Origin of the sequence: Streptomyces gottesmaniae (assembly GCF_031845845.1) — a bacterium.
GTDB classification, from domain to species: Bacteria; Actinomycetota; Actinomycetes; order Streptomycetales; family Streptomycetaceae; genus Streptomyces; species Streptomyces akebiae.
In genome coordinates, this window is record NZ_JAVRFJ010000007.1 from 123,758 (window position 1) to 149,230 (window position 25,473).

22 protein-coding genes and 1 tRNA gene are annotated in these 25,473 nt (G+C 67.5%); 9 read left to right on the forward strand and 14 right to left on the reverse strand.

Translation table 11 applies throughout. The features are described from left to right. Positions 1-18: 18 nt before the first annotated feature. From RM704_RS10720 to dnaA, 9 genes are all read right to left on the reverse strand, one after another. A tRNA-Ile gene (locus RM704_RS10720) sits at positions 19-92 on the reverse strand. A 110-nt stretch (positions 93-202) separates the two neighbouring features. After that, positions 203-1,018: a DUF3566 domain-containing protein gene (locus RM704_RS10725; RefSeq protein WP_033530644.1), complete on the reverse strand. Its 816-nt coding sequence runs from the start codon at positions 1,016-1,018 to the stop codon at positions 203-205. Between the two features lie 18 nt (positions 1,019-1,036). Further along, a complete protein-coding gene (gyrA, locus tag RM704_RS10730; RefSeq protein WP_033530645.1) occupies positions 1,037-3,634 on the reverse strand; it encodes a DNA gyrase subunit A in 2,598 nt (865 codons plus the stop codon). Between the two features lie 42 nt (positions 3,635-3,676). After that, positions 3,677-5,746 carry a DNA topoisomerase (ATP-hydrolyzing) subunit B gene (gyrB, locus tag RM704_RS10735; protein WP_033530646.1) on the reverse strand — a complete coding sequence of 690 codons (2,070 nt, stop codon included), beginning with the start codon at positions 5,744-5,746 and terminating at the stop codon, positions 3,677-3,679. Positions 5,747-6,142: 396 nt separating this feature from the next. Then, positions 6,143-6,676 (reverse strand): DciA family protein, encoded by a 534-nt coding sequence (locus tag RM704_RS10740; RefSeq protein ID WP_192829796.1) that lies wholly within the window; start codon positions 6,674-6,676, stop codon positions 6,143-6,145. Continuing rightward, positions 6,673-7,797: a DNA replication/repair protein RecF gene (gene recF / locus RM704_RS10745; RefSeq protein WP_033530647.1), complete on the reverse strand. Its 1,125-nt coding sequence runs from the start codon at positions 7,795-7,797 to the stop codon at positions 6,673-6,675. The genes RM704_RS10740 and recF overlap by 4 nt, the downstream gene beginning before the upstream one ends. A 119-nt stretch (positions 7,798-7,916) precedes the next feature. After that, entirely contained in the window at positions 7,917-8,792 is an 876-nt protein-coding gene (gene gnd / locus RM704_RS10750; RefSeq protein ID WP_033530648.1) for a phosphogluconate dehydrogenase (NAD(+)-dependent, decarboxylating), read from the reverse strand. A gap of 210 nt (positions 8,793-9,002) precedes the next feature. Continuing rightward, positions 9,003-10,133: a DNA polymerase III subunit beta gene (gene dnaN / locus RM704_RS10755; protein WP_033530649.1), complete on the reverse strand. Its 1,131-nt coding sequence runs from the start codon at positions 10,131-10,133 to the stop codon at positions 9,003-9,005. Positions 10,134-11,159: 1,026 nt separating this feature from the next. Beyond that, a complete protein-coding gene (gene dnaA, locus RM704_RS10760) occupies positions 11,160-13,184 on the reverse strand; it encodes a chromosomal replication initiator protein DnaA (protein WP_033530650.1) in 2,025 nt (674 codons plus the stop codon). 417 nt (positions 13,185-13,601) lie between these two features. On the opposite strand from dnaA, the gene rpmH reads away from it, so the two are divergent. The 9 genes from rpmH (at position 13,602) to RM704_RS10805 (ending at position 20,513) form a co-directional block, all read left to right on the forward strand. Beyond that, the gene (gene rpmH / locus RM704_RS10765) at positions 13,602-13,739 is read left to right on the forward strand and encodes a 50S ribosomal protein L34 (RefSeq protein WP_005482975.1); all 138 of its coding nucleotides are present in this window, start codon (positions 13,602-13,604) and stop codon (positions 13,737-13,739) included. Positions 13,740-13,760: 21 nt separating this feature from the next. After that, on the forward strand, positions 13,761-14,132 hold the full coding sequence (gene rnpA / locus RM704_RS10770; RefSeq protein WP_078937372.1) for a ribonuclease P protein component: 372 nt from the start codon (positions 13,761-13,763) through the stop codon (positions 14,130-14,132). Further along, positions 14,129-14,482, forward strand: a complete 354-nt coding sequence (gene yidD, locus RM704_RS10775) for a membrane protein insertion efficiency factor YidD (RefSeq protein ID WP_033530651.1) — start codon at positions 14,129-14,131, stop codon at positions 14,480-14,482. Before rnpA ends, yidD begins: the two co-directional genes overlap by 4 nt. Before the next feature lie 3 nt (positions 14,483-14,485). Next, positions 14,486-15,763: a membrane protein insertase YidC gene (gene yidC, locus RM704_RS10780; RefSeq protein WP_033530652.1), complete on the forward strand. Its 1,278-nt coding sequence runs from the start codon at positions 14,486-14,488 to the stop codon at positions 15,761-15,763. Positions 15,764-15,778: 15 nt separating this feature from the next. Then, on the forward strand, positions 15,779-16,291 hold the full coding sequence (locus RM704_RS10785) for a Jag family protein (RefSeq protein WP_033530653.1): 513 nt from the start codon (positions 15,779-15,781) through the stop codon (positions 16,289-16,291). A gap of 115 nt (positions 16,292-16,406) precedes the next feature. After that, entirely contained in the window at positions 16,407-17,123 is a 717-nt protein-coding gene (gene rsmG / locus RM704_RS10790; protein WP_033530654.1) for a 16S rRNA (guanine(527)-N(7))-methyltransferase RsmG, read from the forward strand. A 288-nt stretch (positions 17,124-17,411) separates the two neighbouring features. Further along, entirely contained in the window at positions 17,412-18,485 is a 1,074-nt protein-coding gene (locus RM704_RS10795; RefSeq protein ID WP_078937383.1) for a ParA family protein, read from the forward strand. Beyond that, complete coding sequence (locus RM704_RS10800) at positions 18,482-19,573, forward strand: ParB/RepB/Spo0J family partition protein (protein ID WP_078937373.1); 1,092 nt, start codon at positions 18,482-18,484, stop codon at positions 19,571-19,573. The genes RM704_RS10795 and RM704_RS10800 overlap by 4 nt, the downstream gene beginning before the upstream one ends. Positions 19,574-19,895: 322 nt before the next feature. Beyond that, entirely contained in the window at positions 19,896-20,513 is a 618-nt protein-coding gene (locus RM704_RS10805; RefSeq protein ID WP_033530657.1) for a GNAT family N-acetyltransferase, read from the forward strand. A gap of 52 nt (positions 20,514-20,565) precedes the next feature. On the opposite strand, the gene trxA is transcribed toward RM704_RS10805, so the two are convergent. The 5 genes from trxA to RM704_RS10830 all read right to left on the reverse strand — a co-directional run bounded on the left by trxA (position 20,566) and on the right by RM704_RS10830 (position 25,438). Beyond that, entirely contained in the window at positions 20,566-20,898 is a 333-nt protein-coding gene (gene trxA / locus RM704_RS10810) for a thioredoxin (RefSeq protein ID WP_009332067.1), read from the reverse strand. Positions 20,899-20,938: 40 nt separating this feature from the next. Next, positions 20,939-21,910, reverse strand: a complete 972-nt coding sequence (trxB, locus tag RM704_RS10815; RefSeq protein ID WP_033530658.1) for a thioredoxin-disulfide reductase — start codon at positions 21,908-21,910, stop codon at positions 20,939-20,941. A 172-nt stretch (positions 21,911-22,082) separates the two neighbouring features. Continuing rightward, complete coding sequence (locus tag RM704_RS10820) at positions 22,083-22,979, reverse strand: anti-sigma factor family protein (protein ID WP_033530659.1); 897 nt, start codon at positions 22,977-22,979, stop codon at positions 22,083-22,085. Beyond that, positions 22,976-23,689 carry an RNA polymerase sigma factor SigM gene (sigM, locus tag RM704_RS10825; RefSeq protein WP_033530660.1) on the reverse strand — a complete coding sequence of 238 codons (714 nt, stop codon included), beginning with the start codon at positions 23,687-23,689 and terminating at the stop codon, positions 22,976-22,978. Before sigM ends, RM704_RS10820 begins: the two co-directional genes overlap by 4 nt. A 24-nt stretch (positions 23,690-23,713) precedes the next feature. Beyond that, entirely contained in the window at positions 23,714-25,438 is a 1,725-nt protein-coding gene (locus RM704_RS10830; protein WP_033530661.1) for a protein kinase family protein, read from the reverse strand. Positions 25,439-25,473 lie beyond the last annotated feature (35 nt).

A 25,473-nucleotide genomic window follows, 5' to 3' on the forward strand; every position in this document is an offset into this window, starting at 1 on the left:
CCTGGCGCTATGCCGATGTGGGGCTAACAGGATTTGAACCTGTGGCCTCATCCTTATCAGGGATGCGCTCTAACCAACTGAGCTATAGCCCCGCCGCGCTCTGCGGTGTGTGTCCCGCGCGCTGACTCCTGAAGATTAGCGCACGACGTGGGCAGTCCCAAAATCGATACCCGCAGGGCGACCGTGACGCGGTGAGGCGCCTTTACTCGTCCTCGGCGAGCGTCAGCTCGACGCCGCCCACAAAGCCTGCGGAGAGGTTGTAGATGAAGGCTCCGAGGGTGGCCAGGGCGGTGGCGAGGACGACGTCGATGACCGCGATGATCGTGGTGAAGATCAGCACGTTGGGCAGCGACAGGAACGCCTGGAGATCGAATCCGTTGGATTCGTTCGAGCCCGTCGCCTCGGAGATGGTGGCGCCGACCGTGGAGAACACACCCATCGCGTTCATGACCATCCACAGCACCGCGGCGGCGACGACCGTGCAGATACCGAGGGCGATGGAGAGCAGGAAACTGACCTTCATCACGGACCACGGGTCGGCCTTGGACACCCGCAGCCGCGCCTTGCGCGTGCGTGGTGTCGTGCGCGCCCCCGTACGAGGCTTGCGGGAGGAGGCCTCCGGAGCCGGCGCGTAGGCCTGCGGCGGGTGGTACGGGCCGGCCTGCTGCTGCGACTGCCGCTCACCGGGCAGCGCCGAGGCAGCGGCCTGCGCGGAAACCTGGGGCCGGGGCTGGGGCTGTGCCGGGGTCTGACGGCCGGATCCGCCCTGAGCCGCGGCCGGACTGCCGGACGCGGGCTTCTGCGGACCACGGGTGTCCGTCACGGTTGCTCCCTGGCTTCCGGGCTTCTCCGGCGCGGGCGCGACCGCGTCCGTCGCGTCCGGCTTGATGGCCTTCAGTTGGGTCGTGTGCGTGTCCATCGCACGCGCGGCGGAGCCACGGCCGCCGCCGTCCGCCTCCGACCCGGTCGAAGTGCCGGCCGAAGTACCGGACGATCCCGCGCCCGTGGCTCCGCTCACGCTGACTCACTCCTCGTGCTACTCGGACGAGGGCGCCTCACCCTCGTCCGTACCGGTCGTCACGGCAGCCTCGGCGGTCTCGTCCACGGCATCGTCGCCGTCGACCTCCTCCGCCTCCCGCCCCGCCTCGGCGTTACGAGCGATGCCGACGACGGCATCGCGCTTGCCCAGGTTGATCAGTTGGACGCCCATGGTGTCACGGCCGGTTTCCCTGATCTCGTTGACTCGCGTACGAATCACACCGCCCGACAGCGTGATGGCGAGGATCTCGTCGGTCTCCTCGACCACCAGCGCGCCGACGAGCGACCCGCGGTCCTCGACGATCTTGGCGGCCTTGATGCCGAGGCCGCCGCGACCCTGGACGCGGTACTCGTCGACGACGGTCCGCTTCGCGTACCCGCCGTCTGTGGCAGTGAACACGAACGTACCGGGTCGAACAACATTCATCGAGAGCAGCTCGTCCCCTTCGCGGAAACTCATGCCCTTGACACCCGAGGTGGCACGGCCCATGGGCCGCAGCGCCTCGTCCGTCGCCGTGAAGCGGATCGACTGTGCCTTCTTGCTGATCAGAAGGATGTCGTCCTCTGCCGATACGAGTTCGGCTCCGATCAGTTCGTCATCGGAACCGTCCTCCTTCTCACGGAGGTTGATCGCGATGACGCCGCCGGCACGGGGCGAATCGTAATCCTTCAGAGGCGTCTTCTTCACAAGACCACCCTTGGTGGCGAGCACCAGGTAGGGCGCGGCCTCGTAGTCGCGGATCGCGAGGATCTCGGCGATCGCCTCGTCGGGCTGGAAGGCCAGCAGGTTCGCGACGTGCTGTCCACGCGCGTCACGCCCGGCGTCCGGCAGCTCGTAGGCCTTGGCCCGGTAGACGCGGCCCTTGTTGGTGAAGAACAGCAGCCAGTGGTGGGTCGTGGACACGAAGAAGTGGTCGACGATGTCGTCTTCCTTGAGCTTCGTGCCGCGTACGCCCTTGCCCCCGCGCTTCTGCGCCCGGTAGTCGACCGTCTTGGTCCGCTTGACGTAGCCGCCGCGCGAGACGGTGACGACGATGTCTTCCTCCGCGATGAGGTCCTCGATGGACATGTCGCCGTCGTAGGGGACCAGCATCGTCTTGCGGTCGTCACCGTACTTCTCGACGATCGCGGCGAGTTCCGCGCTGACGATCCCGCGCTGGCGCACGGGGGAGGCGAGGATCTCGTTGTACTCGCGGATCTTGGCCTGGAGTTCGTCGTGCTCCTGGATGATCTTCTGCCGCTCCAGGGCGGCCAGGCGGCGCAGCTGCATCTCGAGGATGGCGTTGGCCTGGATCTCGTCGATCTCCAGGAGATCCATCAGGCCCGTGCGCGCGATGTCGACGGTGTCGCTGCGCCGGATCAGCGCGATGACATCGTCGATGGCGTCCAGGGCCTTCAGCAGGCCGCGCAGGATGTGCGCCCGCTCCTCGGCCTTGCGCAGCCGGAACTTCGTGCGCCGGACGATGACCTCGATCTGGTGCGTCACCCAGTGGCGGATGAACGCGTCCAGAGAGAGGGTCCGAGGCACACCGTCGACCAGGGCCAGCATGTTGGCGCCGAAATTGGTCTGCAGGTCGGTGTGCTTGTACAGGTTGTTCAGCACGACCTTGGCGACCGCGTCGCGCTTCAGGACGATGACCAGGCGCTGGCCCGTACGGGACGACGTCTCGTCGCGGACGTCCGCGATGCCGCCGATCTTGCCGTCCTTCACGAGGTCGGCGATCTTCTGCGCGAGGTTGTCCGGGTTGACCTGGTACGGCAGCTCCGTGACCACCAGGCACTGCCGGTTCTGGATCTCCTCGACCTCGACGACCGCGCGCATCGTGATGGAGCCGCGGCCCGTGCGGTACGCCTCCTCGATGCCCTTGCGGCCGACCACCAGGGCGCCGGTCGGGAAGTCGGGGCCCTTGATGCGCTCGATCAGCGCGTCCAGGAGGTCCTCGTGGGAGGCCTCGGGGTTCTCCAGGTACCACTGGGCACCCGCCGCGACCTCGCGGAGGTTGTGCGGCGGGATGTTGGTCGCCATACCGACTGCGATGCCCGCCGAGCCGTTGATCAGCAGGTTCGGGAAGCGGGCCGGGAGGACGGTCGGCTCCTGGGAGCGGCCGTCGTAGTTGTCCGTGAAGTCGACGGTGTCCTCGTCGATGTCACGGACCATCTCCATCGACAACGGCGCCATCTTGCACTCGGTGTAGCGCATGGCCGCCGCCGGGTCGTTGCCCGGCGAGCCGAAGTTGCCGTTGGAGTCCACCAGCGGCATCCGCATCGACCACGGCTGCGCGAGGCGGACCAGCGCGTCGTAGATCGAGGAGTCGCCGTGCGGGTGGTAGTTGCCCATGACGTCGCCGACGACGCGGGCGCACTTGTAGAAGCCCTTCTCGGGCCGGTAGCCGCCGTCGTACATGGCGTACAGGACACGGCGGTGGACGGGCTTGAGACCGTCGCGTACGTCGGGCAGCGCGCGGGACACGATGACGGACATCGCGTAGTCCAGGTACGAGCGCTGCATCTCCGTCTCGAGCCCGACGGGCTCGATGCGCACCGTCGTCTCGCCTTCGGCGGGCTCAGGCATCACGGGGGTGTTCTCGTCGGCCATTGCTGGGGGGAATCCTTCCTGGTGCGGTCAGCTGAGACCGACTCAGATGTCGAGGAAGCGGACGTCCTTGGCGTTGCGCTGGATGAACTGGCGCCGGGCCTCGACGTCCTCGCCCATGAGCACCGAGAACAGCTCGTCGGCCTGGGCCGCGTCGTCGAGCGTGACCTGGCCGAGGACCCGGTGGTCCTGGTCCATCGTCGTGATGCGCAGCTCCTCGGCGTTCATCTCGCCGAGACCCTTGAAGCGCTGGATCGAGTCCTCCCGGACGCGCTTGCCGTTCTGCCGGCCGAGCTCGATCAGGGCGTCGCGCTCGCGGTCCGAGTACGCGTACTCGAAGTCCTCCCGGCCCCACTTGATCTTGTAGAGCGGGGGACGCGACAGGAAGACGTGCCCGGCCTCGACCAGCGGCCGCATGAAGCGGAACAGGAAGGTCAGCAGCAGGGTGTTGATGTGCTGGCCGTCGACGTCGGCGTCCGCCATCAGGATGATCTTGTGATAGCGGAGCTTCGAGATGTCGAAGTCCTCGTGCACACCCGTGCCGAAGGCCGAGATCAGCGCCTGGATCTCCTGGTTCTGCAGGATCTTGTCGATCCGCGCCTTCTCCACGTTGAGGATCTTGCCGCGGATCGGGAGGATCGCCTGGTACTGCGGGTTGCGGCCGGACTTGGCCGAGCCGCCGGCGGAGTCACCCTCGACGATGAAGATCTCGCACTTGGTGGGGTCGTTCGACTGGCAGTCGCTCAGCTTGCCCGGCAGGGACGCCGTCTCCAGGAGGCCCTTGCGGCGGGTCAGGTCACGCGCCTTGCGGGCCGCCACGCGCGCGGTGGCCGCCTGGATGGACTTGCGGATGATGTCCGCGGCCTCGACCGGGTTGCGGTCCAGCCAGTCCGTCAGGTGCTCGTGCACGACCTTCTGCACGAAGGTCTTCGCCTCCGTGTTGCCCAGCTTGGTCTTGGTCTGGCCCTCGAACTGCGGTTCGGCCAGCTTGATCGAGATGATCGCGGTCAGACCCTCGCGGATGTCGTCACCCGTGAGGTTGTCGTCCTTCTCGCGGAGCAGCTTCTTGTCGCGCGCGTAGCGGTTGATCAGACCGGTCATCGCGGCACGGAAGCCCTCTTCGTGCGTACCGCCCTCGTGCGTGTGGATGATGTTGGCGAAGGAGTACACACCCTCGCTGTAACCGCTGTTCCACTGCATCGCGACCTCGACGGACAGGGACTTCTCCCTGTCCTCGGCCTCGAAGTCGATGACGGACGGGTGCACCACGTCCCCCTTGCGGGAGTTGAGGTGCTTCACAAAGTCGACGATGCCGCCCTCGTAGTGGTACGAGACCGTCTTGACCTCGTGCTTCTCGTCCTCACCGGCCTCGTCCGCCCCGGCGGTGGCCTTCGCCGACTCGCGCTCGTCGGTGAGGTTGATCCTCAACCCCTTGTTGAGGAACGCCATCTCCTGGAAGCGCCGCGAGAGCGTCTCGAAGGAGTAGTGGGTGGTCTCGAAGATGTCCGGGTCGGCCCAGAAGGTGACCGATGTGCCGTGTTCGTCCGTGGCCTCGTGCTTGGCGAGCGGGGCGGTCGGAACGCCCAGCTTGTAGTCCTGCGTCCAGCGGTGACCGTCGGTCTTGACCTCGACGGCGACCTTCGTCGACAGGGCGTTCACCACGGAGACGCCGACGCCGTGCAGACCACCGGAGACCGCGTAGCCGCCGCCGCCGAACTTGCCGCCCGCGTGCAGGACGGTCAGCACGACCTCGACGGCCGGCTTGCCCTCGGACGGGACGATGCCCACCGGGATGCCGCGGCCGTTGTCGACGACCCGGACACCGCCGTCGGGAAGGATCGTCACGTCGATGGTGTCCGCGTGCCCGGCCAGGGCCTCGTCGACGGAGTTGTCCACGACCTCCTGCACGAGGTGGTGCAGGCCGCGCTCACCGGTCGAGCCGATGTACATGCCGGGCCGCTTGCGGACCGCGTCCAGCCCTTCGAGGACGGTGATGGCACTGGCGTCGTACGCCGAGGGTGAGGCCTCGGCCGTTCCGGCCAGGGCCTCGGTGGACGGGATGTTCTCGTTGGGGTTGCCGGAATCGGCCACGAAGCGCCCTTTCTGGCACAGCACAAGCCAGGCTCTTGGCGGGTTTGCCGGAGCGGCTGCGGCATGTTGCGGTGGAAGCCTTTGTCAGCGTTGCACAGTGTTTCCGAAGCGGTCCCCACGAATGGGGCGGGATTAGCTTCCAGTCTACCGGTAGCGCCGACAGTGATGGGGGTTTGCCGGTACCTGAGTCCGCATGTGCCGCCCTGAACCGGTCTCTCCCGACTCCCCATATGCGGAGCGGGGCTCCAAGAGGCTCACAGCGGCACTCAGCGCTTCCGGGTGTCAACCCTTTGCTACTCCCGGGTCAAGTCGACATTCGCACCCGCACGCGAACGTCGACGCAGGAGCAGGCGGGCACCCGGCGACGCCCCGAGGACCACCGGTCACGGGCTGGGGAAGAGCCAGGAAATGTGATTACGGTCACCCGTAGGTATCGCCGGGACCGGTGCTTCCCGGAGCCCGAAGGGGGCCGTAGCGAGGGGCGGAGCCTGCGGGTCCGTGGACCTTGAGGAACCGCACGGTGCCCTGCCCGAGGTCCTCGTTGAGCCGCGCGACCAGCTGCGGGGCGAGGAGGCGTACGTTCGTCGCCCAGGCCGTCGAGTCGCACCGCACGTGCAGCACGCGCTCGTCCTCGTCGTACCGCTCCGGCGCGCATCGTCTGGCCAGGTCGTCGCCGACGATCTGGGGCCAGCGGCCCATGACCCCGCCCACGGCGGCCGGTGTCTCCCAGCCCCGCTCGGTGATCAGCCGGTTGATGGCGGGACCGAGCGGCATCGGGTCGCGCCCGTCGGCACGCGCGCCGGAGCGCAGCCCGCCGCCACGCCGTGCCTGCTTCTGCTGCTGGGTGACTTCGCCACGCGCGCGTGCGGCCTCCTTCGCGGCGCGCAGCGCCACGCGCGCGAGGTCCACACCGGAGGGCTCGGGCGGCTTGGGGCTTCCCTCGGATCCGCTCATACGCGCTCCACCGTCCCGTCGGACACGGTGTACCGCGTCCCCGTCAGTACGTCCGGTACGTCGTCGTCGACCGCGGCGGTCACCAGGACCTGCTCGCCCGGCGCGACCAGCTCCGCCAGACGCTCCCGCCGCCGGGTGTCCAACTCGGCGAAGACGTCGTCGAGGATCAGCACCGGCTCGTTGCCCTCGGCCCGCAGCAGGTCGTAGGAGGCGAGCCTCAGCGCCAGGGCGTACGACCAGGACTCGCCGTGGGAGGCGTAGCCCTTTGCCGGCAGCGGACCGAGTTTGAGGGTCACATCGTCTCGATGGGGTCCCACGAGCGTGACGCCCCGCTCGATCTCCTGCTTGCGGCTCTCGGTGAGGGCTGCCGTGAGCTGCTCGTACAGCTCCTCGCGCGCGTGACCGACGAGGCCGGGCGAGGAGGGTTTGTACTCCAGACCGACCGGGCCGCCGCCGGGTGCGAGTTGCTCGTACGCCTTGTCGGCGAGCGGCTGGATCGCGGCGACCAGATCGAGGCGTTGGGCGAGCAGTTCGGCGCCCACGCGCGCGAGGTGCTGGTCCCACACGTCGAGCGTGGACAGGTCCATGGAGCGGCCGCCGTGCCGACGTGCCAACGCGGCTGTCTTCAGGAGGGTGTTGCGCTGCTTGAGGACCCGCTCGTAGTCGGAGCGCACACCCGCCATGCGCGGGGCCCGCGCGGTGATCAGTTCGTCGAGGAAGCGCCGTCGCTCGCCGGGGTCGCCCTTGACCAGCGCGAGATCCTCCGGCGCGAACAGCACCGTTCGCACGATGCCGAGCACATCGCGTGGCCTGACCTGCGAAGACCTGTTGATGCGGGCCCGGTTGGCCTTGCCGGGGTTCAACTCCAGCTCGATCAGCTGCTGCCGTTCGCCCTGCCGCACCTGTGCCCGGATCACCGCGCGGTCGGCGCCCATGCGGACCAGGGGCGCGTCCGAGGAGACCCGGTGGCTGCCGAGGGTCGCGAGATAGCCGACCGCCTCGACCAGGTTCGTCTTGCCCTGCCCGTTGGGGCCCACGAACGCGGTGACGCCCGGGTCGAGCGGGACCTCGACCCGGGCGTACGAGCGGAAGTCGGCCAGCGACAGGTGCGTGACGTGCATGGTCGGGTGCCGACCTCCCCCAGGGTTGTGGACCACCGTGCGGCCCTGTGGACGACTTCTCGTCGACCGTGGCGTGTTCGTTCTTCTCTTCCGTGCCGCGCGTTGCTTCTTGCCGTGGGCTACTTCTTCTCGACCGCGTGGCCGCCGAACTGGTTCCGCAGCGCCGCGACCATCTTCATCTGCGGCGAGTCCTCCTGGCGCGACGCGAACCGCGCGAAGAGGGAGGCCGTGATCGCGGGCAGCGGCACGGCGTGGTCGATGGCGGCCTCCACCGTCCACCGGCCCTCACCGGAGTCCTGCGCGAAGCCCTTCAGCCCGTCCAGGTGCTCGTCCTCGTCGAGGGCGTTCACCGCCAGATCGAGGAGCCAGGAGCGGATGACCGTGCCGTCCTGCCAGGAACGGAACACCTCGCGGACGTCCGTCACCGAGTCGACCTTCTCCAGGAGCTCCCAGCCCTCGGCATAGGCCTGCATCATCGCGTACTCGATGCCGTTGTGGACCATCTTCGCGAAGTGACCGGCGCCGACCTTGCCGGCGTGCACCGCGCCGAGGTCGCCCTCGGGCTTCAGCGCGTCGAAGACGGGGCGCACCTTGGCGACGTTCTCCGCGTCGCCGCCGTACATCAGCGCGTAGCCGTTCTCCAGGCCCCAGACGCCACCGGAGACGCCGCAGTCGACGAAGCCGATGCCCTTGGCCGCCAGCTCCTCGGCGTGCTTCTCGTCGTCCGTCCAGCGGGAGTTTCCACCGTCCACGACGACGTCACCGGGTTCCAGCAGCTCGGCCAGCTCGTCGACGGTCGACTGGGTGGCGGCGCCGGCCGGGACCATGACCCACACGACCCGCGGGCCCTTGAGCTTGCCCACAAGCTCTTCGAGGCTGTGGACATCGGCGAGATCCGGGTTCCGGTCGTATCCGATGACGGTGTGGCCCGCGCGGCGTATCCGCTCGCGCATGTTGCCGCCCATCTTGCCGAGGCCGACGAGACCGAGCTCCATCAGTTGTTCCTTAGGTTGCGACGTGGCAGGAGGGCACCTGAACTGCGTACCCACGCACGAGCCTAAACCCGGACGCTCACGCACACCTGTGGGCATACCCGCTCATAAGTACACCCCTACCTGCGGCTTCGCGCCGAGGGCCCGCTGGATCACCGGGCCCCACAGCGCTGTGGACAATTCCGCGGCCGGGCCGCGGCGTCATCCGGTCGGTCAGCCGCTGAGCCGCACCGGCATGATCAGGTACTTGTAGGCCTCGTCCGCCTCGGCGTCCACGGCGGGCTTGCCGCTGAGCAGGGCGGGCTTGGTGGACGTCGTGAACGACAGCTGGGCCACCGGGGAGTCGATGGCGCTCAGGCCGTCCAGCAGGAACGTCGGGTTGAAGGCGATCGAGATGTCGTCGCCGTCCAGCTGGGCGTCGACCCTCTCCACAGCCTGTGCGTCGTCGCTGGAGCCGGCCTCCAGGATCAGCACGCCCTGCTCGAAGCTCAGCCGCACCGGGGTGTTCCGCTCGGCGACCAGGGCCACACGCTTGACGGCCTCGACGAAGGGCGCGGTCTCGATGACGGCCACGCTGTTGAACTCCGTCGGGAACAGCGTGCGGTACTTCGGGAGGTCTCCCTCCAGCAGCCGCGTGGTCGTACGGCGGCCCGCGCCCTCGAAACCGATCAGACCCTCGCCGGAGCCCGAGCCGGAGAGCGCCAGGATGACGCTGTCGCCGCTCGTGAGGGCCTTGGCGGTGTCCAGGAGCGTCTTGGCGGGCACCAGGGCGACCGCGGACGCCTCGGGGTTCTCCGGCTTCCACAGGAACTCGCGGACCGCGAAGCGGTAGCGGTCGGTGGAGGCGAGCGTGACGGTGTCGCCCTCGATCTCGATGCGCACACCGGTGAGGACGGGCAGCGTGTCGTCGCGGCCCGCGGCGATGGCGACCTGGGCGGCGGCGGAGGCGAAGACCTCCCCCGGGACGGTGCCCGTGGCGTTCGGCATCTGCGGCAGCGCCGGGTACTCCTCCACAGGCAGTGTGTGGAGGGTGAACCGGGAGGAGCCGCACACCACCGTCGCCCGTGCACCGTCTGTGGAGATCTCCACCGGGCGGTTGGGGAGGGCGCGGCAGATGTCGGCGAGAAGGCGGCCGGAGACGAGCACCGTGCCCTCCTCGTCGACCTCGGCCTCCACGGACACGCGTGCGGAGACCTCGTAGTCGAAGCTGGAGAGGCTCAGCTGGCCGTCCTCGGCCTTCAGAAGGAGGCCGGCGAGGACAGGCGCCGGCGGACGGGCCGGGAGGCTGCGTGCCGCCCAGGCAACTGCCTCCGCGAGTACGTCGCGTTCCACCCGGATCTTCACTGTTGCCGCCTCCTGCTGTTGCCGGCGCTTCTCGCCCTGCCTGGCTTCGTCGTCTGTCTCGGTGTCGCTGGCTCCTGTGACGGGAAGGACACCGGGGAACAGTCTGACGCACACCACTGACACTCGGAGCCGCTCGGGGTCAAGTCGTGACGAGGCGCGGTCAGGCAGCCAAGAGCGAGTTGTGCACAGGACCCACTTCGAAACGGATTCCCAGCTCTCTCTAGTTGGGAGTAGTAGTAGGGCCTGTGGAAACCGTGGATAACCCTGTTTTCGCAGCTCAGACGGCAGATTTTGTCCACCGTGCCTGTGGGCGGAGGCGGTGGACAACCAGGGGTATCTGTGGAGAACAGAAAGTTCTGCACACACCGTGCACAGCCACGGGGCACTTCTCCCCAACGGCGTCCCCAGGTTTACCCGTCTTTCCCACAGCCCAACCAGGCAACTTCATGTGACGCCTTTCACTCGACACGGTGAGGAGCCGCGTGGGCTTGCCGAACAGTGGACAGGCATGTGGAGAAGCCGACGATCACTGGGGACAACCGGCCACAGCCTGTGGGGTGTCGGTGGACAACTCCGTCCACAGTCTGTGGATCCTCGCTTTGTCCACAGCCTGTGGAGATCTTTCGTCCACGGATCCACAGGGAGGTGACCTGGACCGATGATCTCGCGTCGGCTCGCCTTGTGGACACAATCTGTATAACTTCCCGGTCCCCAGGGTGTGGACGGGAGAAAGTCCCCGAATCTGTGGAGGAAGGCCGTAACGCCGCAGGTAATCGAACACCTGATGACGGGACGGCGACGGCGGGGACCCCTTCGGAGCCGGCCGCACCTGTCCAGGAAGACGGGCCGCGGCGCCCACGAGACCGCTGAAGCGCCCCCATGAGGCGGCCTGAGGTCCTCCAGGAACACCGAAGGCGCCCTCGGGAACTTGTCCCGGGGCGCCCTCAGCGACGTATGACGGTGTTCTGCGGACGTCCGGCAGCCGTGTGGTCGGACGGACAGTCGGCTGGGTAGCCGTGTGGGCCGTCAGCCGTTCTTGATGCGGTTCGTCAGCTCCGTCACCTGGTTGTAGATGGACCGTCGCTCGGCCATGAGCGCGCGGATCTTGCGGTCGGCGTGCATGACGGTGGTGTGGTCCCGGTTGCCGAACTGCGCGCCGATCTTGGGCAGCGACAGGTCGGTCAGCTCACGGCACAGATACATCGCGATCTGGCGGGCCGTGACGAGGGCGCGCCCGCGCGAGGTGCCGCACAGGTCCTCGACCGTGAGCCCGAAGTAGTCGGCCGTCGCGGCCATGATCGCGGTGGCGGTGATCTCCGGGGACGCGTTCTCGCCGCCCGGGATCAGGTCCTTCAGGACGATCTCGGTCAGCCCGAGGTCCACCGGCTGCCGGTTGAGCGACGCGAACGCCGTCACCCGGATCAGCGCGCCCTCCAGTTCGCGGATGTTGCGCGAGATACGGGACGCGATGAACTCCAGTACCTCCGGCGGGGCGTTGAGCTGTTCCTGCACCGCCTTCTTGCGGAGGATCGCGATCCGCGTCTCCAGTTCGGGCGGCTGGACGTCGGTGATCAAACCCCATTCGAAACGGTTCCGCAGCCGGTCCTCCAAGGTCACCAGCTGCTTGGGAGGCCGGTCGCTGGAGAGCACGATCTGCTTGTTCGCGTTGTGGAGCGTGTTGAAGGTGTGGAAGAACTCCTCCTGCGTCGACTCCTTGTCCGCCAGGAACTGGATGTCGTCGACGAGCAGGATGTCCATCTCGCGGTACCGCTTGCGGAAACTGTCGCCCTTGCCGTCGCGGATGGAGTTGATGAACTCGTTGGTGAACTCCTCCGAGCTCACGTACCGCACGCGCGTGCCCGGGTAGAGGCTGCGCGCGTAGTGTCCGATCGCGTGCAGCAGGTGCGTCTTGCCGAGGCCCGACTCCCCGTAGATGAAGAGGGGGTTGTACGCCTTGGCCGGAGCCTCGGCGACCGCCACCGCGGCCGCGTGGGCGAAGCGGTTCGAGGCGCCGATGACGAAGGTGTCGAAGAGGTACTTCGGGTTCAGGCGTGCCGTCGGTTCACCCGGGCCGGGGGCCGGCGCGGGCTGCGCCGCCAGCGGGCCGGGCGCACTGCTGGCCGGCCCGCCCCGGTGCACGTGCCCCGAGCCCGGCGGTGGGTCGGGAAGCTCACGCCTGTCCGGTCGCGGGTAGTGGGAGTCGGCACCGGGCCGGTCGTAGTCGCCGCGGGGCTGGTCGTACTCGGGGCGCCCCGAGTCGTACTCGGAGCGCTGGTCGTACGGTGACCGGTCCATCGGCTGCGAGCGGTAGTCAGACGATGGCGAAGCGTACGGGTCCCGATCGGGGAACCCGAGTCTCTGCTGTTGCCAGCCGTAGTCGTCCTGCGAGGGCCGCGGCCAGGCGCCCGGCTCGGGCCGCTGGTACTCGGACGGATAGGCGGGGCGCGCGTTCGGAAGCTGGTCCGAGCGGCCGGTGGGCATCTGGTCCGTGCGCGGAGGCGGCAGCAGGTCGCCGGGGCCGCCGCCCAGCTGTTCGCCGCGTCCCGGGCCACGGTCGTCGGCCCGGTGGCGCCCGTACCCCTCGTAGGGGTCACGCCCCTGGCTGTCGTATCCGTTCGGATTCTCGTTGGCGTTCTGCTTCTCGTACCCGCCGCGCCCCTCGCGCCCCTGGTCGTACGTGTCCCTGCTGTCGTAGGACTCGCGGTTCTGGGCCGGGACGGACGGGAGCTCGCGCTCTTCGAAGCGTTGCTGGACCGGCGGGGGCGGGGGCTCGCCGACGGAGCTGTCGACGGTGATGGCGATACGGATCGGGCGGCCGCACTCCCGGCTCAGGGTCTCGCTGACGATCGGTGCGAGGCGGCCCTCGAGTACGCCCTTCGCGAACTCGTTCGGGACGGCGAGAAGAGCCGTGTCCGCGACCAGAGCGAGGGGCTGGCAGCGCTTGATCCAGCGCTCGTCCCTCACCTCGACACCTTGGCCCTGGTCCTCACCCAGGAGCTTTTCCAGTACGCGTGGCCACACTGCGGCAAGATCGGCAGGTACGTCAGCCACAGGGCACGCTCTCTCACAGGTCCCACGAACGTGTGGTTCTGGGACAGGTCGGTTTGGAACTCGGGTGGGGCCCTCGGAACGAGGTGCTGGTGGGCGGGTCGGGTCCCAACAGCCAAAGGAAAGGGAACGAATCGGAGTTCCGTCACGGTAGTCACGGCGACCGGTGCGGTTCAAGTTGTTGTCCCCAGCCTGTGGATAGTGTCTCCCCGTGACCTCCGGTTTGACCGGATGGCGTAGCCGCGCGTACCGTAACCAGGTCGAGTTGTCGATGGCTGCTGCCGCCTGCCTCCGATGGGCACAGATCGCGTCAGGTGATCGGACAGCGGTGCACTCGGGCGTTTATACGAGCTACTCGTGGGCGCACGGTGACAGCCAGGACGGCACCCGCAAACACCGATTTCTTTCTGGAGCCCCCGAGTGAGCAAGCGCACCTTCCAGCCGAACAACCGTCGTCGCGCGAAGACCCACGGCTTCCGCCTGCGGATGCGTACCCGTGCCGGCCGCGCGATTCTCGCGAACCGCCGCAGCAAGGGTCGCGCCAGCCTGTCCGCCTGATCCTGATCAGGTCATGACGTCGTGCTGCCTACCGAGCATCGGCTGAGGCGGCGCGAGGACTTCGCGACCGCGGTACGACGAGGACGCAGGGCCGGACGCCCTCTTCTCGTCGTTCACCTACGTAGCGGTGCCACGGACCCGCACGCGCCTGGGGAGAGCGCTCCCCCGACGCGTGCGGGTTTCGTCGTGAGCAAGGCCGTCGGTGGTTCGGTTGTCCGCAACAAGGTGAAGCGCAGGCTTCGTCATCTGATGCGCGATCGAGTCGCCCTGTTTCCCCCCGGTAGCCTGGTAGTCGTACGAGCGCTGCCCGGAGCGGGTGACGCCGACCACGTACAACTGGCCCAAGACCTGGATGCCGCCATAGCGCGGCTGCTGGGAGGGGGCGCGCGATGAAGTACCCGCTGCTGGCGCTGATCAAGCTGTACCAGTGGACGATCAGTCCGCTGCTCGGGCCGGTGTGCAAGTACTACCCGTCGTGCTCCCACTACGGCTACACGGCCATCGACCGGCACGGTGCGATCAAGGGAACGGCACTCACTGCCTGGCGCATCCTGCGGTGCAATCCGTGGTCGCTCGGCGGTGTGGACCATGTCCCTCCGCGCAAGCGGCCACGGTGGCACGAGATGTTGCGTGGCGCCTGGCGTGCACGCAAGGGCGGGACCTCCGCCGCCGAACCGGCCACCGAGGGGCAGGCCTCCTCGGGCCCGGCCGCAGAGACCCCGTCCCATGCCCAAGGAGCATGATTAGTGGACACGATTGCCAGCCTCTTCAGCTTCATCACGACACCTGTCTCCTGGGTCATCGTCCAGTTCCACAGCGTGTACGGCGCCCTCTTCGGCGCGGACACCGGGTGGGCCTGGGGCCTGTCCATCGTGTCCTTGGTGATCCTGATCCGTATCTGCCTGATCCCGCTCTTCGTGAAGCAGATCAAGGCGACCCGGGCGATGCAGACGCTGCAGCCCGAGATGAAGAAGATCCAGGAGCGCTACAAGAACGACAAACAGCGTCAGTCCGAAGAGATGATGAAGCTGTACAAGGAGACGGGCACCAACCCGCTCTCCTCGTGCCTTCCCATCCTGGCGCAGTCACCGTTCTTCTTCGCCCTGTACCACGTGCTCAACAGCATCGCGAACAACGACACGATCGGTGTCATCAACGAGAGCCTGCTGGAGAGCGCGCAGAAGGCACACATCTTCGGTGCCCCGCTGGCCGCGACCTTCACGAACACCGCCGCCGAGGCCCAGGCGCTCGACGCTTCGATCACCACGGTCCGCATCGTCACCGCGATCATGATCGTCCTGATGTCGGCGTCGCAGTTCTACACGCAGCGTCAGCTGATGACGAAGAACGTCGACACCACGGTGAAGACGCCCTTCATGCAGCAGCAGAAGATGCTGATGTACATCTTCCCGATCATGTTCGCCGTCTTCGGCATCAACTTCCCGGTCGGTGTCCTCGTCTACTGGCTGACCACCAACGTGTGGACCATGGGTCAGCAGATGTACGTCATCCACAACAACCCGACGCCGGGTTCCAAGGCGCAGGCCGCTTACCTGGAGCGACTCTTCAAGCACGTCACGCATCACGGCAAGACCCGCAGCCGCGGCGAGCGCGCGATCGTCAAGGCGATCGTCGCCAAGGGCCGTGACCGCAACGAGTACGAGCGGAAGTTCATCACCGGCCTGAGCAAGGAGGGCCTCGCGGCCCAGGCTGACGGCACCGTCGTCAAGAGCGAGGCCTCGGCCGTCGCCACGGCCGAGGACGGTACGCCGGCGACCCCCAAGCGCCAGCAGCCCAAGCGCCAGACCAAGGCCCAGCGTCAGTCCGGTAGTGCGAAGACCGCCGACGAAGCCGAGCCGAAGCCCGAGCCCACCTCGCTGAGCAAGTCGGACGAGCCGGAGGACGCCAAGCCGGCGGCCGCTGCCAAGAAGGCCGCGCCCAAGCCCGGTGCCGGTGGCCGCAGCAAGGCTCAGTCCGGTCAGCGCAAGGGTCAGCAGCGTCCCAAGTCCCCGTCCAAGAAGTAAGAAGGAGTCCATCCCGTGACGGAAGGCACCACCTCCGCCGCCTCCGAGGGTGGCGACACCCTGACCCGCCTGGAGCAGGAGGGTGAGATTGCTGCGGACTACCTGGAAGGTCTGCTGGACATCGCCGACCTGGACGGCGACATCGACATGGACGTCGAGGCCGACCGTGCCTCTGTCTCGATCATCAGCGACTCCGGTAGCCGCGATCTGAACAAGCTCGTCGGCCGCGAGGGCGAGGTGCTTGAGGCGCTCCAGGAGCTCACGCGCCTGGCCGTGCACCGTGAGACCGGTGACCGCAGCCGTCTGATGCTGGACATCGCCGGTTACCGGGCCAAGAAGCGCGCCGAGCTCTCCGAGCTGGGTGCCAAGGCGGCGGCCGAGGCCAAGAGCACGGGCGAGCCCGTGAAGCTGCAGCCGATGACGCCCTTCGAGCGCAAGGTCGTGCACGACGCGGTCAAGTCCGTCGGTCTGCGCAGCGAGTCCGAGGGCGAGGAGCCCCAGCGCTTCGTCGTCGTCCTGCCTGCCTGATTCGGTACGTACGCTTCTCCGGCCCCGTCTGCCTGCAGGCGGGGCCGGACTTTGTCAGCCTGTTGTTCTGGTGTCAGCGCACAGTGCGCTCTTGCGGTACGGAAGGACGGTCCCCGTGACGGAGGCAGCGGAGCTCCCCCCTGCGCCCGAGCAGGCGCGCGACGTATTCGGTGATCGCTACGCGGATGCGGTCCGATATGCCGAGCTCCTGGCTGAGGCGGGAGTGCAGCGCGGACTCATCGGCCCGCGGGAGGTACCCCGCCTGTGGGAGAGGCATCTGCTGAACTGCGCGGTGCTCTCCGAGGTCGTGCCCGAGGGGGTGACGGTGTGCGATGTCGGCTCCGGTGCCGGATTGCCCGGTATCCCGCTGGCCCTCGTCCGGGACGACCTGAAGATCACGCTGCTGGAGCCCCTGCTACGGCGTACGAACTTCCTGACCGAGGTGGTCGAACTACTGGGACTCGACCATGTGACCGTCGTCCGTGGCCGAGCTGAAGAAGTCCTCGGGACGCTGCAGCCGGTCCATGTGGTGACGGCGCGAGCGGTGGCCCCACTGGACCGATTGGCCGGCTGGGGCATTCCGCTGCTGCGCCCGTACGGAGAGATGCTGGCACTCAAGGGCGACACTGCGGAGGAGGAGCTGAAGAGCGCAGCCACCGCCCTGAGCAAGCTCGGCGCCGTGGCGACCTCCATCCACCATGTGGGCGAGGGTCTGGTCGATCCGCTGTCCACGGTGGTCCGCGTGGAGGTCGGGGAGAGCCCGGGTGGCGTGCGCTTTGCGGCGAAGCGGGCGAAGGCGGCGCGGACAGGGCGGGTACGGCGTCGCCGCTAGGCATTGATCTGGACGTTCGCTGATCCGTCCTGACGACGAGTCGTACTCCACACAAGCTTCCAAAACTATGCATCTCGGAGTGTCGCGCAGGCGTGGCCTCTGCCGCTGGGCATCGTGTTTCACGTGAAACGTCGCTCACTGCTGCACGGCATCATCAGCCGTGGCCGCGCCGCGGCCGAACCGCGCGACCGGAAGCCTCTCGGGTCACTCGGAGAGGTAACGGAGTTTTCCACAGAGGTGGAATTCTCCACAGAACGCCAGGCCTCACTGGTTCACGACCCCGAAGGCATGGGAGGCTCTGTTCATTGCGAGCCTGAAGTCGAGGAGAGTGAATCCTTGCGGTCCGACGCCAACATCGCGGGACCGATGACCGATCCGGTCCCCGGTCCCCGTACCGAGTCGATGGGGGAGGATGTTTCACGTGAAACACCGCCCCCGATGGACGACACTCCCATCGGTCGTGCTGCCCAGTTGGCGGTAGAGGCTCTGGGTCGTGCCGGTGAGGGACTGCCTCGGCCCGAGCAGACCCGAGTCATGGTCGTCGCCAATCAGAAGGGCGGCGTCGGAAAGACCACGACAACGGTCAATCTCGCCGCTTCGCTGGCTCTGCACGGCGCCCGTGTCCTTGTGGTCGACCTCGACCCTCAGGGCAATGCGTCCACCGCGCTGGGGATCGATCACCATGCCGAGGTGCCGTCCATCTACGACGTGCTGATCGACAGCAGGCCGCTGTCGGAAGTCGTCCAACCCGTTCCCGATGTGGAAGGTCTCTTCTGCGCCCCAGCCACGATCGATCTCGCCGGTGCGGAGATCGAGCTGGTGTCGCTGGTGGCACGCGAGAGCCGACTGCAGCGGGCGATCCAGGCGTACGAGCAGCCCCTGGATTACATCCTCATCGACTGTCCGCCCTCGCTCGGGCTCCTGACGGTGAACGCATTGGTTGCCGGCCAGGAAGTCCTCATCCCGATCCAGTGCGAGTACTACGCGCTGGAGGGCCTCGGCCAGCTGCTCCGCAACGTCGACCTGGTACGGGGGCACCTCAACCCCGTCCTCCATGTGTCGACGATCCTGCTCACCATGTATGACGGCCGGACGCGCCTGGCGTCCCAGGTCGCCGACGAGGTGCGCACCCACTTCGGCGAAGAGGTGCTGCGGACGAGCATTCCTCGCTCTGTCCGGATCTCCGAGGCGCCTAGCTATGGGCAGACGGTGCTGACTTACGATCCAGGATCGAGCGGTGCCCTCTCCTACCTTGAGGCGGCACGAGAAATCGCACTGAGGGGCGTGGGCGTAGGGTACGACCCGACGCACGCCCACATTGGTGCTCAGAACAATCCGAGTGTGGTGGAGGGGATCCAGTGAGTGATCGACGGAGGGGGTTGGGCCGTGGTCTGGCCGCACTGATCCCAGCGGCCGCGACGGGCGAGAAGGAGGCTCCGGCAGCGGCTGCACCCGCCACCACCCCACAAGTGTCTGTCTTCGCTCCCGAGCGTGGGGTGGCGGCTTCGAAGCTTGCCACGCTCCCGCCTGTTTCACGTGAAACAGAGGAGCTGTCGCCTAATGCCGCGGGCGAACTGCCCGCAGCACCTGTCGGCGCGTACTTTGCCGAGCTGCCTCTCGACTCCATCACCCCGAACCCGCGTCAGCCCCGAGAGGTGTTCGACGAGGATCTGTTGCAGGAGCTCGTCACCTCCATCAAGGAGGTCGGCCTTCTCCAGCCCATCGTCGTACGGCAAGTGGGCCCGGCCCGCTACGAGCTCATCATGGGTGAGCGGCGCTGGCGAGCCTGCCATGAGGCCGAGCTCGACGCGATCCCGGCGATCGTACGGGCGACGGACGACGAGAAGCTTCTGCTGGACGCGCTCCTCGAGAACTTGCACCGCGCTCAGCTGAATCCGCTGGAAGAAGCCTTCGCCTACGACCAGCTGCTCAAGGACTTCAACTGCACGCATGACCAGCTGGCGGACCGAATCGGCCGCTCGCGCCCTCAGGTTTCCAACACCCTGCGCCTGCTCAAGCTTTCGGCGGCGGTTCAGCGTCGTGTGGCAGCCGGCGTTCTTTCCGCCGGGCACGCGCGGGCTCTGCTCTCCGTCGAGGACTCAGAGGAGCAGGACAAGCTCGCCCACCGGATTGTGGCCGAGGGCCTCTCGGTGCGAGCGGTTGAAGAGATCGTCACCCTCATGGGGTCGCGTCCGAAGAGCACGGCACGGTCCAAGGGCCCACGGGCCGGCTCCGTTCCCTCTCCGGCGCTCGGTGAGCTCGCTACCCGACTCTCGGATCGTTTCGAAACGCGCGTGAAGATCAACCTGGGGCAGAAGAAGGGCAAGATCACCGTGGAGTTCGCCTCCACGGAGGACCTTGAACGGATCCTGAGCACTCTCGCTCCCGGCGAGAAACTCGCTCTCCAGAAGAGTCTCCTGGACGACACCTCGGAGGAGCCGGAGGTCTGACCCTCCGATTCTCAGGCCGGCTCTCGGCTCGTCGACCGCATGAGCGGGCTGTGTCCGATGTATACCGGACACAGCCCGCTCTTTGCTTTGAGGCGGTATCTAGGCAATCGCATCGTGGATACGATGCGATTGGGTATGGCGCATCGACCTGGCGGATCTTTGTGGAGAGGCGGGCCATGCGAACCGTGAGCCGTTCCGGACTGGTCACAGCAGGCCTGGGACTCGGGGCCGTCGGCGGATTCGTCGGCAGTCTGCTCAGGGAGCGGAGTGCTCTGACAGCCGCTCGCGACGCTGCGGGCGAAGGAAGCGAGGAACAGCCTTCATGGGCCGTCGGCTCGTACCGCTCACGCTGGACAACCTTCAGGACCTTCCCAAGCGCTGTCGCTCGTGTGTCTTCTGGGAGTTGGACCCAGTCAGCGGCGAAGCTGCGGTAAAGGCAGGGACGCCCGCCCTCGAGAAGGAAGCGTGGATCTCAGCCGTTCTGCTGGACTGGGGGTCCTGTGGTCGGGTCGTCTACGTGGACGAGGTACCGGTGGGCTTCGTGCTGTATGCGCCTCCGGCTTATGTGCCTCGCTCCACAGCGTTTCCCACGAGTCCGGTATCCCCTGACGCCGTCCAGTTGATGACCGCCTTCATCATGCAGGGGTACCAGGGCCAAGGGCTGGGGCGTGTGATGGTCCAGACGGTGGCCAAGGATCTGCTGCGACGGGGCTTCAAAGCGATCGAAGCCTTCGGAGACGCCCGCTGGAAGGAACCGGCGTGTGTTCTTCCCGCCGACCATCTGACGGCCGTGGGCTTCAAGACGGTGCGGCCCCACCCCACTTATCCGCGGCTGCGGCTGGAGCTGCGAACGACGCTCTCCTGGAAGGAGGACGTCGAGCTGGCGCTGGACCGGCTTCTGGGAGCAGTGCAGAAAGAGCCGGCGCTGCGGCCGCTATAAAGCCAAGGGGCCGACCCTCCTGGGTCGGCCCCTTCGTGTTTCACGTGAAACATCACTCGGCGATGAAGTCCTCGAGGTCCCGCACGATCGCTGCCTTGGGCTTGGCCCCGACGATGGTCTTGGCGACCTCGCCACGCTGGTAGACGTTCAGCGTCGGGATGGACATGACGCCATACTTGGCAGCCGTGGCCGGGTTCTCGTCGATGTTGAGCTTGACGATCTCGATCTTGTCGCCGTACTCCTGGGCGATGGCTTCGAGGGACGGCGCGATCTGGCGGCACGGACCGCACCACGCGGCCCAGAAGTCCACCAGGACGGGCTTGTCGTTCTTGAGGACGTCCTGCTCGAAGGAGTCGTCGGTCACGTTCTTCAGGGTGCCGGCCACTGAGGGCTCCTAACTGGTTGGTGCGGTGGGGTGGACGGGGTCAGACGGTGGTCTTCTCGGGCTCGGCAACCTGGTCGCCGTCGGCGAGGGCGGCAAGGAAGCGCTCGGCGTCGAGGGCGGCTGAGCAGCCGGTCCCGGCGGCGGTGATCGCCTGACGGTACGTGTGGTCGACGACGTCGCCGGCGCCGAAAACACCGGACAGGTTCGTCCGGGTGGACGGGGAAGCCACCTTCAGATAGCCCTCGTCGTCCAGGTCGAGCTGACCCTTGAAGAGCTCGGTGCGCGGGTCGTGTCCGATCGCGATGAACAGGCCTGTCACCGGCAGCTCGGACGTCTCGCCCGTCTTGAGGTTGCGCAGCTGCAGACCGGCGAGCTTCTGGTCGCCCTGGATCTCGGCGACCTCGCTGTCCCACACGAAGGAGATCTTCGGGTCGGCGAACGCACGCTCCTGCATCGCCTTGGAGGCGCGCAGGGTGTCCCGGCGGTGGACGATGGTCACGGACTTGGCGAACCGCGACAGGAAGGTGGCTTCCTCCATGGCGGTGTCGCCGCCGCCGATCACCGCGATGTCCTGGTCCTTGAAGAAGAACCCGTCACAGGTGGCGCACCAGGACACACCGCGGCCGGAGAGCGCGTCCTCGTTGGGCAGCCCGAGCTTGCGGTGCTGGGAGCCCGTGGTGACGATGACGGCCTTGGCGCGGTGCACAGTGCCCGCGGTGTCCGTGACGGTCTTGATCTCGCCGCTCAGGTCGACGTCGACGATGTCGTCCGGAACGAGCTCGGCACCGAAACGCTCGGCCTGGGCGCGCATGTTGTCCATGAGATCAGGGCCCATGATGCCGTCCCGGAAGCCGGGGAAGTTTTCCACCTCGGTGGTGTTCATCAGTGCGCCGCCTGCGGTGACAGCGCCCTCGAACACCAGCGGCTTCAGCGACGCGCGCGCGGTGTAGAGCGCCGCCGTGTAGCCGGCGGGCCCTGAGCCGATGATGATCACGTTACGGACGTCGCTCACGGCTTGGTTCCTCGTCTCTGGAGACTGCTGCGTACTGCCGGTGGGAGCTGCTCTCGAAACTCTCACCCCACCCAACGGATCCTAAGGGGCGCGCATTCCCGGTGTGTCCGGGCACACGAAGGCGCGACCCCGTCACGGGGTTGCCGGAGGTGGAACAGTGCGGAGAAAGTCCTCAGGGACGGGCGTAGGTTCGTTGCACGAGAACGTCGCCGGCGGGTTCCGAAGACTTCTTCAAGCACGAGGCGTCGACGACGTAAGCGGTGACGCGTGAGTCGTCGGAGCGGTCGGGCAGCAGCACGAGGTACGCCTCAGCTCCCCGGTACGTACCAGACTCGGAGGCGATCGCACCTGTGGTGTCTCCGATGCCCTTCGCGATGCAGTCGGGCACGTCGGTGGTGAAGAACGTCTTCGTTCCCTTGTCCGGTGAGGCCGCAGTCCCGAAGGGATCCTGTTCGGGTGGGCTTCCGCTCTCGGTCTTGCCCAAGAGATCTTCGACCCGCTTCTCCAGCTTGACGCCGGAGAAGGTGTCGGAAGCTGTGGCCGGGGGGCTGTCGTCCTCACCGATCGACTGGACGAGAACGGTACCTAGGCCCAGGGCCGCGATCGCGAATACGGCACCGATGGCTGTCCTACGACGGCCGCGCCGCTTCTGACTCGTCCGGCCCGGGCCGGTGGACGCGCGTGGATGACCGGCGGGGCGATCCACAGCAGGCGACGCAGGCGATGTTTCACGTGAAACATGCGCGCCGTTCTCGCTTGCAGCGGTGCGTGAGACATCCGCGAGCTCTTCGGTCGTCTCGCTTTCGGGCGCCGAGGCGTTCAGCAGAGCCTCGGCGGCCAGGGCGGCGTCGATCCGTCCCGCTACGTCGTCGGGCATGCGCGGAGGCCCCGGCAAGGTCCCGAGGAGACTGCGGATCTCCTCCAGCGAGGCGTGGACGTCGGAGCACAGAGGGCACTCGTCCAGGTGTCGACGGACATCCGCAGTGCGGGCAGGAGGCAGAAGACCCTCGCTGAGGTCGGAGATCTCCGTGACTTCCGGGTGTCCGGCCGTGTCGGTCGTGGATGTCACGCTCGCCCACCTCCGCCCTTCACAGCAGCTGAATCGCTTGGCCCTGCATCATGTGCTCCCGCTGCGGGTGGGACGGATGTCCCCTGCGCCCGGTTCCTTCCACGCTCCGACTTTTTGCCGCCCTCCCCCTCGCCATCCACACGGAGATGGGTCAGGAGCGGCAGAAGTCTGGCTCTGCCACGGGCGCAGCGGCTCTTCACGGTGCCGGTCGGCACATCGAGGATGCGTGCGGCCTCCGCGACGGGGTAGCCCTGCATGTCCACCAGGACGAGCGCCGCCCGTTGATCCTTCGGCAGGGTGCCCAGGGCTTCCAACAGCTGGCGGTGCAGATCATTGCGTTCGGCCGGAGCGGACGCCGACTCGTGCGGCTCCAGGAGCTGCTCCAGGCGTTCGGTGTCGTCGACGGGCGACGTCTTGCGCGAGGCGGTCTTGCGGGCACGGTCAAGGCAGGCGTTCACCGTGATGCGGTGCAGCCACGTCGTGACGGCCGACTGGCCGCGGAAGGTGTGGGCGGCTCGGTAGGCGGACACCAGAGCGTCCTGGACGGCGTCAGCGGCCTCCTCGCGGTCTCCCAGGGTCCGTAGCGCCACCGCCCAGAGCCGATCCCGGTGCCGCCGTACGAGTTCACTGAAGGCGTCGGGGTCGCCCTCGACGTGGCGGGCCAGGAGATCCTGATCGCTTACCCCGCTGTGGTCAGCGATGTGCGCCATCGGACCCCCCTCCTCGGTGAGCTCTCAGCCCATGAACTTCACGTCGGTGATCGCCTGCTTGTATCCGGCTCCGCTGAACTGGTCCCCCGCGCCCCTGGGCACATCGGTGAGCCAGACGAGAACGTACCGGGTCTTCACCGGCTTCTTGGCGGAGATCTTCAGGTCCGTGCCGTTGGTCCTGCTCGTGGCGATCTTCGACATGGAGCTGAGGGGGGCGGACGAGGACAAGGAGTCGGCCGCGTACAGCGTGGCCGTCGTGTGGTCCCCGGAGTAGTACAGCCCTATCGAGGCAGCAGACACCTCCTGGGCCGATCCCAAGTCGTAGACGATGCCGACGCCCTGCTTGAACGGCGCCAGCGTGGGTCCGTCGTTGTAGGAGTAGGTCCTCCAGTACGTCGACGAACTGTTGTCATACGTCAGATCCGCGTCGTCCGCGTGTTGGGGCTTCCCGTCCGGGTAGTACTCCGCGGCGTCCTTGATGCTGAGCGTCGTGACGGGCTTGGCCTTGTCGGTGCCCTTGTCGTTGCCGTCGGTCTGCTGGCTCGTGTCCGGCTCGCTGGACTGGCCTCCGCGCTTCATCAGCGCTTCGGCCAGCTGCCAGCTGCCAAGACCGAGGGCGGCGATCAGCAGGGCCGAGACGGCCCACTTGAGGGCCTTGCCGGTCCGGCTCTGCAGGGGGGCAGGCGGCGGCTGCAGGGGCTGCGTGATACCGGCGTGGGGGGACTGACGGCCGTACGTGCCCTGCTGGTACGTCGTGTGCTGGTAGTCGGGCGGCGCGGTGAACGCGGGCTCCGGCGGGCGGATGCGGGGCATCTCACCGATCGCCTTCACCAGTTCCTCCGGCGTCGTGCACGGAGACTCATGGCGGGAGGCGGTGGCACCGTCGTTGACGAGCGCCCGCATGGACAGCTCCGACAGCCCTCGGTGGACGCCTGCACGGACTTGGTCGGGCGCGATGAGACCGACGCCCTTGGGAAGGCCGGCGAGGCCGTGTGCGTCGTTCTCGTACGGCCACCGCTGGGTGAGCGCCGCATACAGCAGCGCACCGATCGCCTCGGTGTCCGTGCGCTGTGGGGTGTCCGAGGCGATGCCGCGCAGCGCGGCGTTCACCGCGAGACCGCGAATGCGCCACTGGCCGGCGGCGGAGCGCAGCACCGCACTCGGGTTGAGCCGCAGGTGCGAGAGGCCCTCCCGGTGCGCGGCCGCCATGGCGTGGGAGATCTGCGTGACCATCTGGTACGCGTCATGCGGTTCCAGGGGACCCGAGGCCAGCAGGGTCGTCAGTTCCGTGGCGTCGGGCAGCCATTCGTGCACCACGTACACGAGGTCGTTCTCCTCGACCGCGTCCAGCACCTGGACGAAGCGGGGATCACCGAGCAACGCCGAGGAGCGGGCCGCCGCCAGCACGGAACGAGCTCGCGCGTGGTCGGCGGGCAGCACGTGCACCCCGACCGCGCGGCGGAGTTTCTCGTCCACGGCACGCCAACTGCTGAAACCGTCCAGACGGGTGACGCACTCCTCGAGGCGGTAGCGCCTGGCGAGCTTGTGACCGCTGTGCAGTTCGGGCGGTGTCGTCTTCGAAGGGCCTTCGGTACCGCTCCCCTGTGCCTCTTCGCTCGCCGAGCTTTCCGTGTCCCGCTCCCGGTTCTGGGCCTCCCCGTCGGCCGTGGACTGGTCCGCTTGTGCGGTCAGCGGCTCGTCGCCGCTGTTGTCTGCCACGTCGACGGCAGCCGTGCTCCGTTCCGCCACCGTCGTTCCTGCCTCCCCATCCGTTGAGCGTTCCA

Coding starts and splice junctions, on each gene's coding strand:
- gyrA (WP_033530645.1), bottom strand. CDS start 3,634: ATGGCCGACGAGAACACCCCCGTGATGCCTGAGCCCGCCGAAGGCGAG.
- RM704_RS10740 (WP_192829796.1), bottom strand. CDS start 6,676: ATGAGCGGATCCGAGGGAAGCCCCAAGCCGCCCGAGCCCTCCGGTGTG.
- recF (WP_033530647.1), bottom strand. CDS start 7,797: ATGCACGTCACGCACCTGTCGCTGGCCGACTTCCGCTCGTACGCCCGG.
- gnd (WP_033530648.1), bottom strand. CDS start 8,792: ATGGAGCTCGGTCTCGTCGGCCTCGGCAAGATGGGCGGCAACATGCGC.
- yidD (WP_033530651.1), top strand. CDS start 14,129: ATGAAGTACCCGCTGCTGGCGCTGATCAAGCTGTACCAGTGGACGATC.
- RM704_RS10795 (WP_078937383.1), top strand. CDS start 17,412: ATGGGAGGCTCTGTTCATTGCGAGCCTGAAGTCGAGGAGAGTGAATCC.
- RM704_RS10805 (WP_033530657.1), top strand. CDS start 19,896: ATGGGCCGTCGGCTCGTACCGCTCACGCTGGACAACCTTCAGGACCTT.
- sigM (WP_033530660.1), bottom strand. CDS start 23,689: ATGGCGCACATCGCTGACCACAGCGGGGTAAGCGATCAGGATCTCCTG.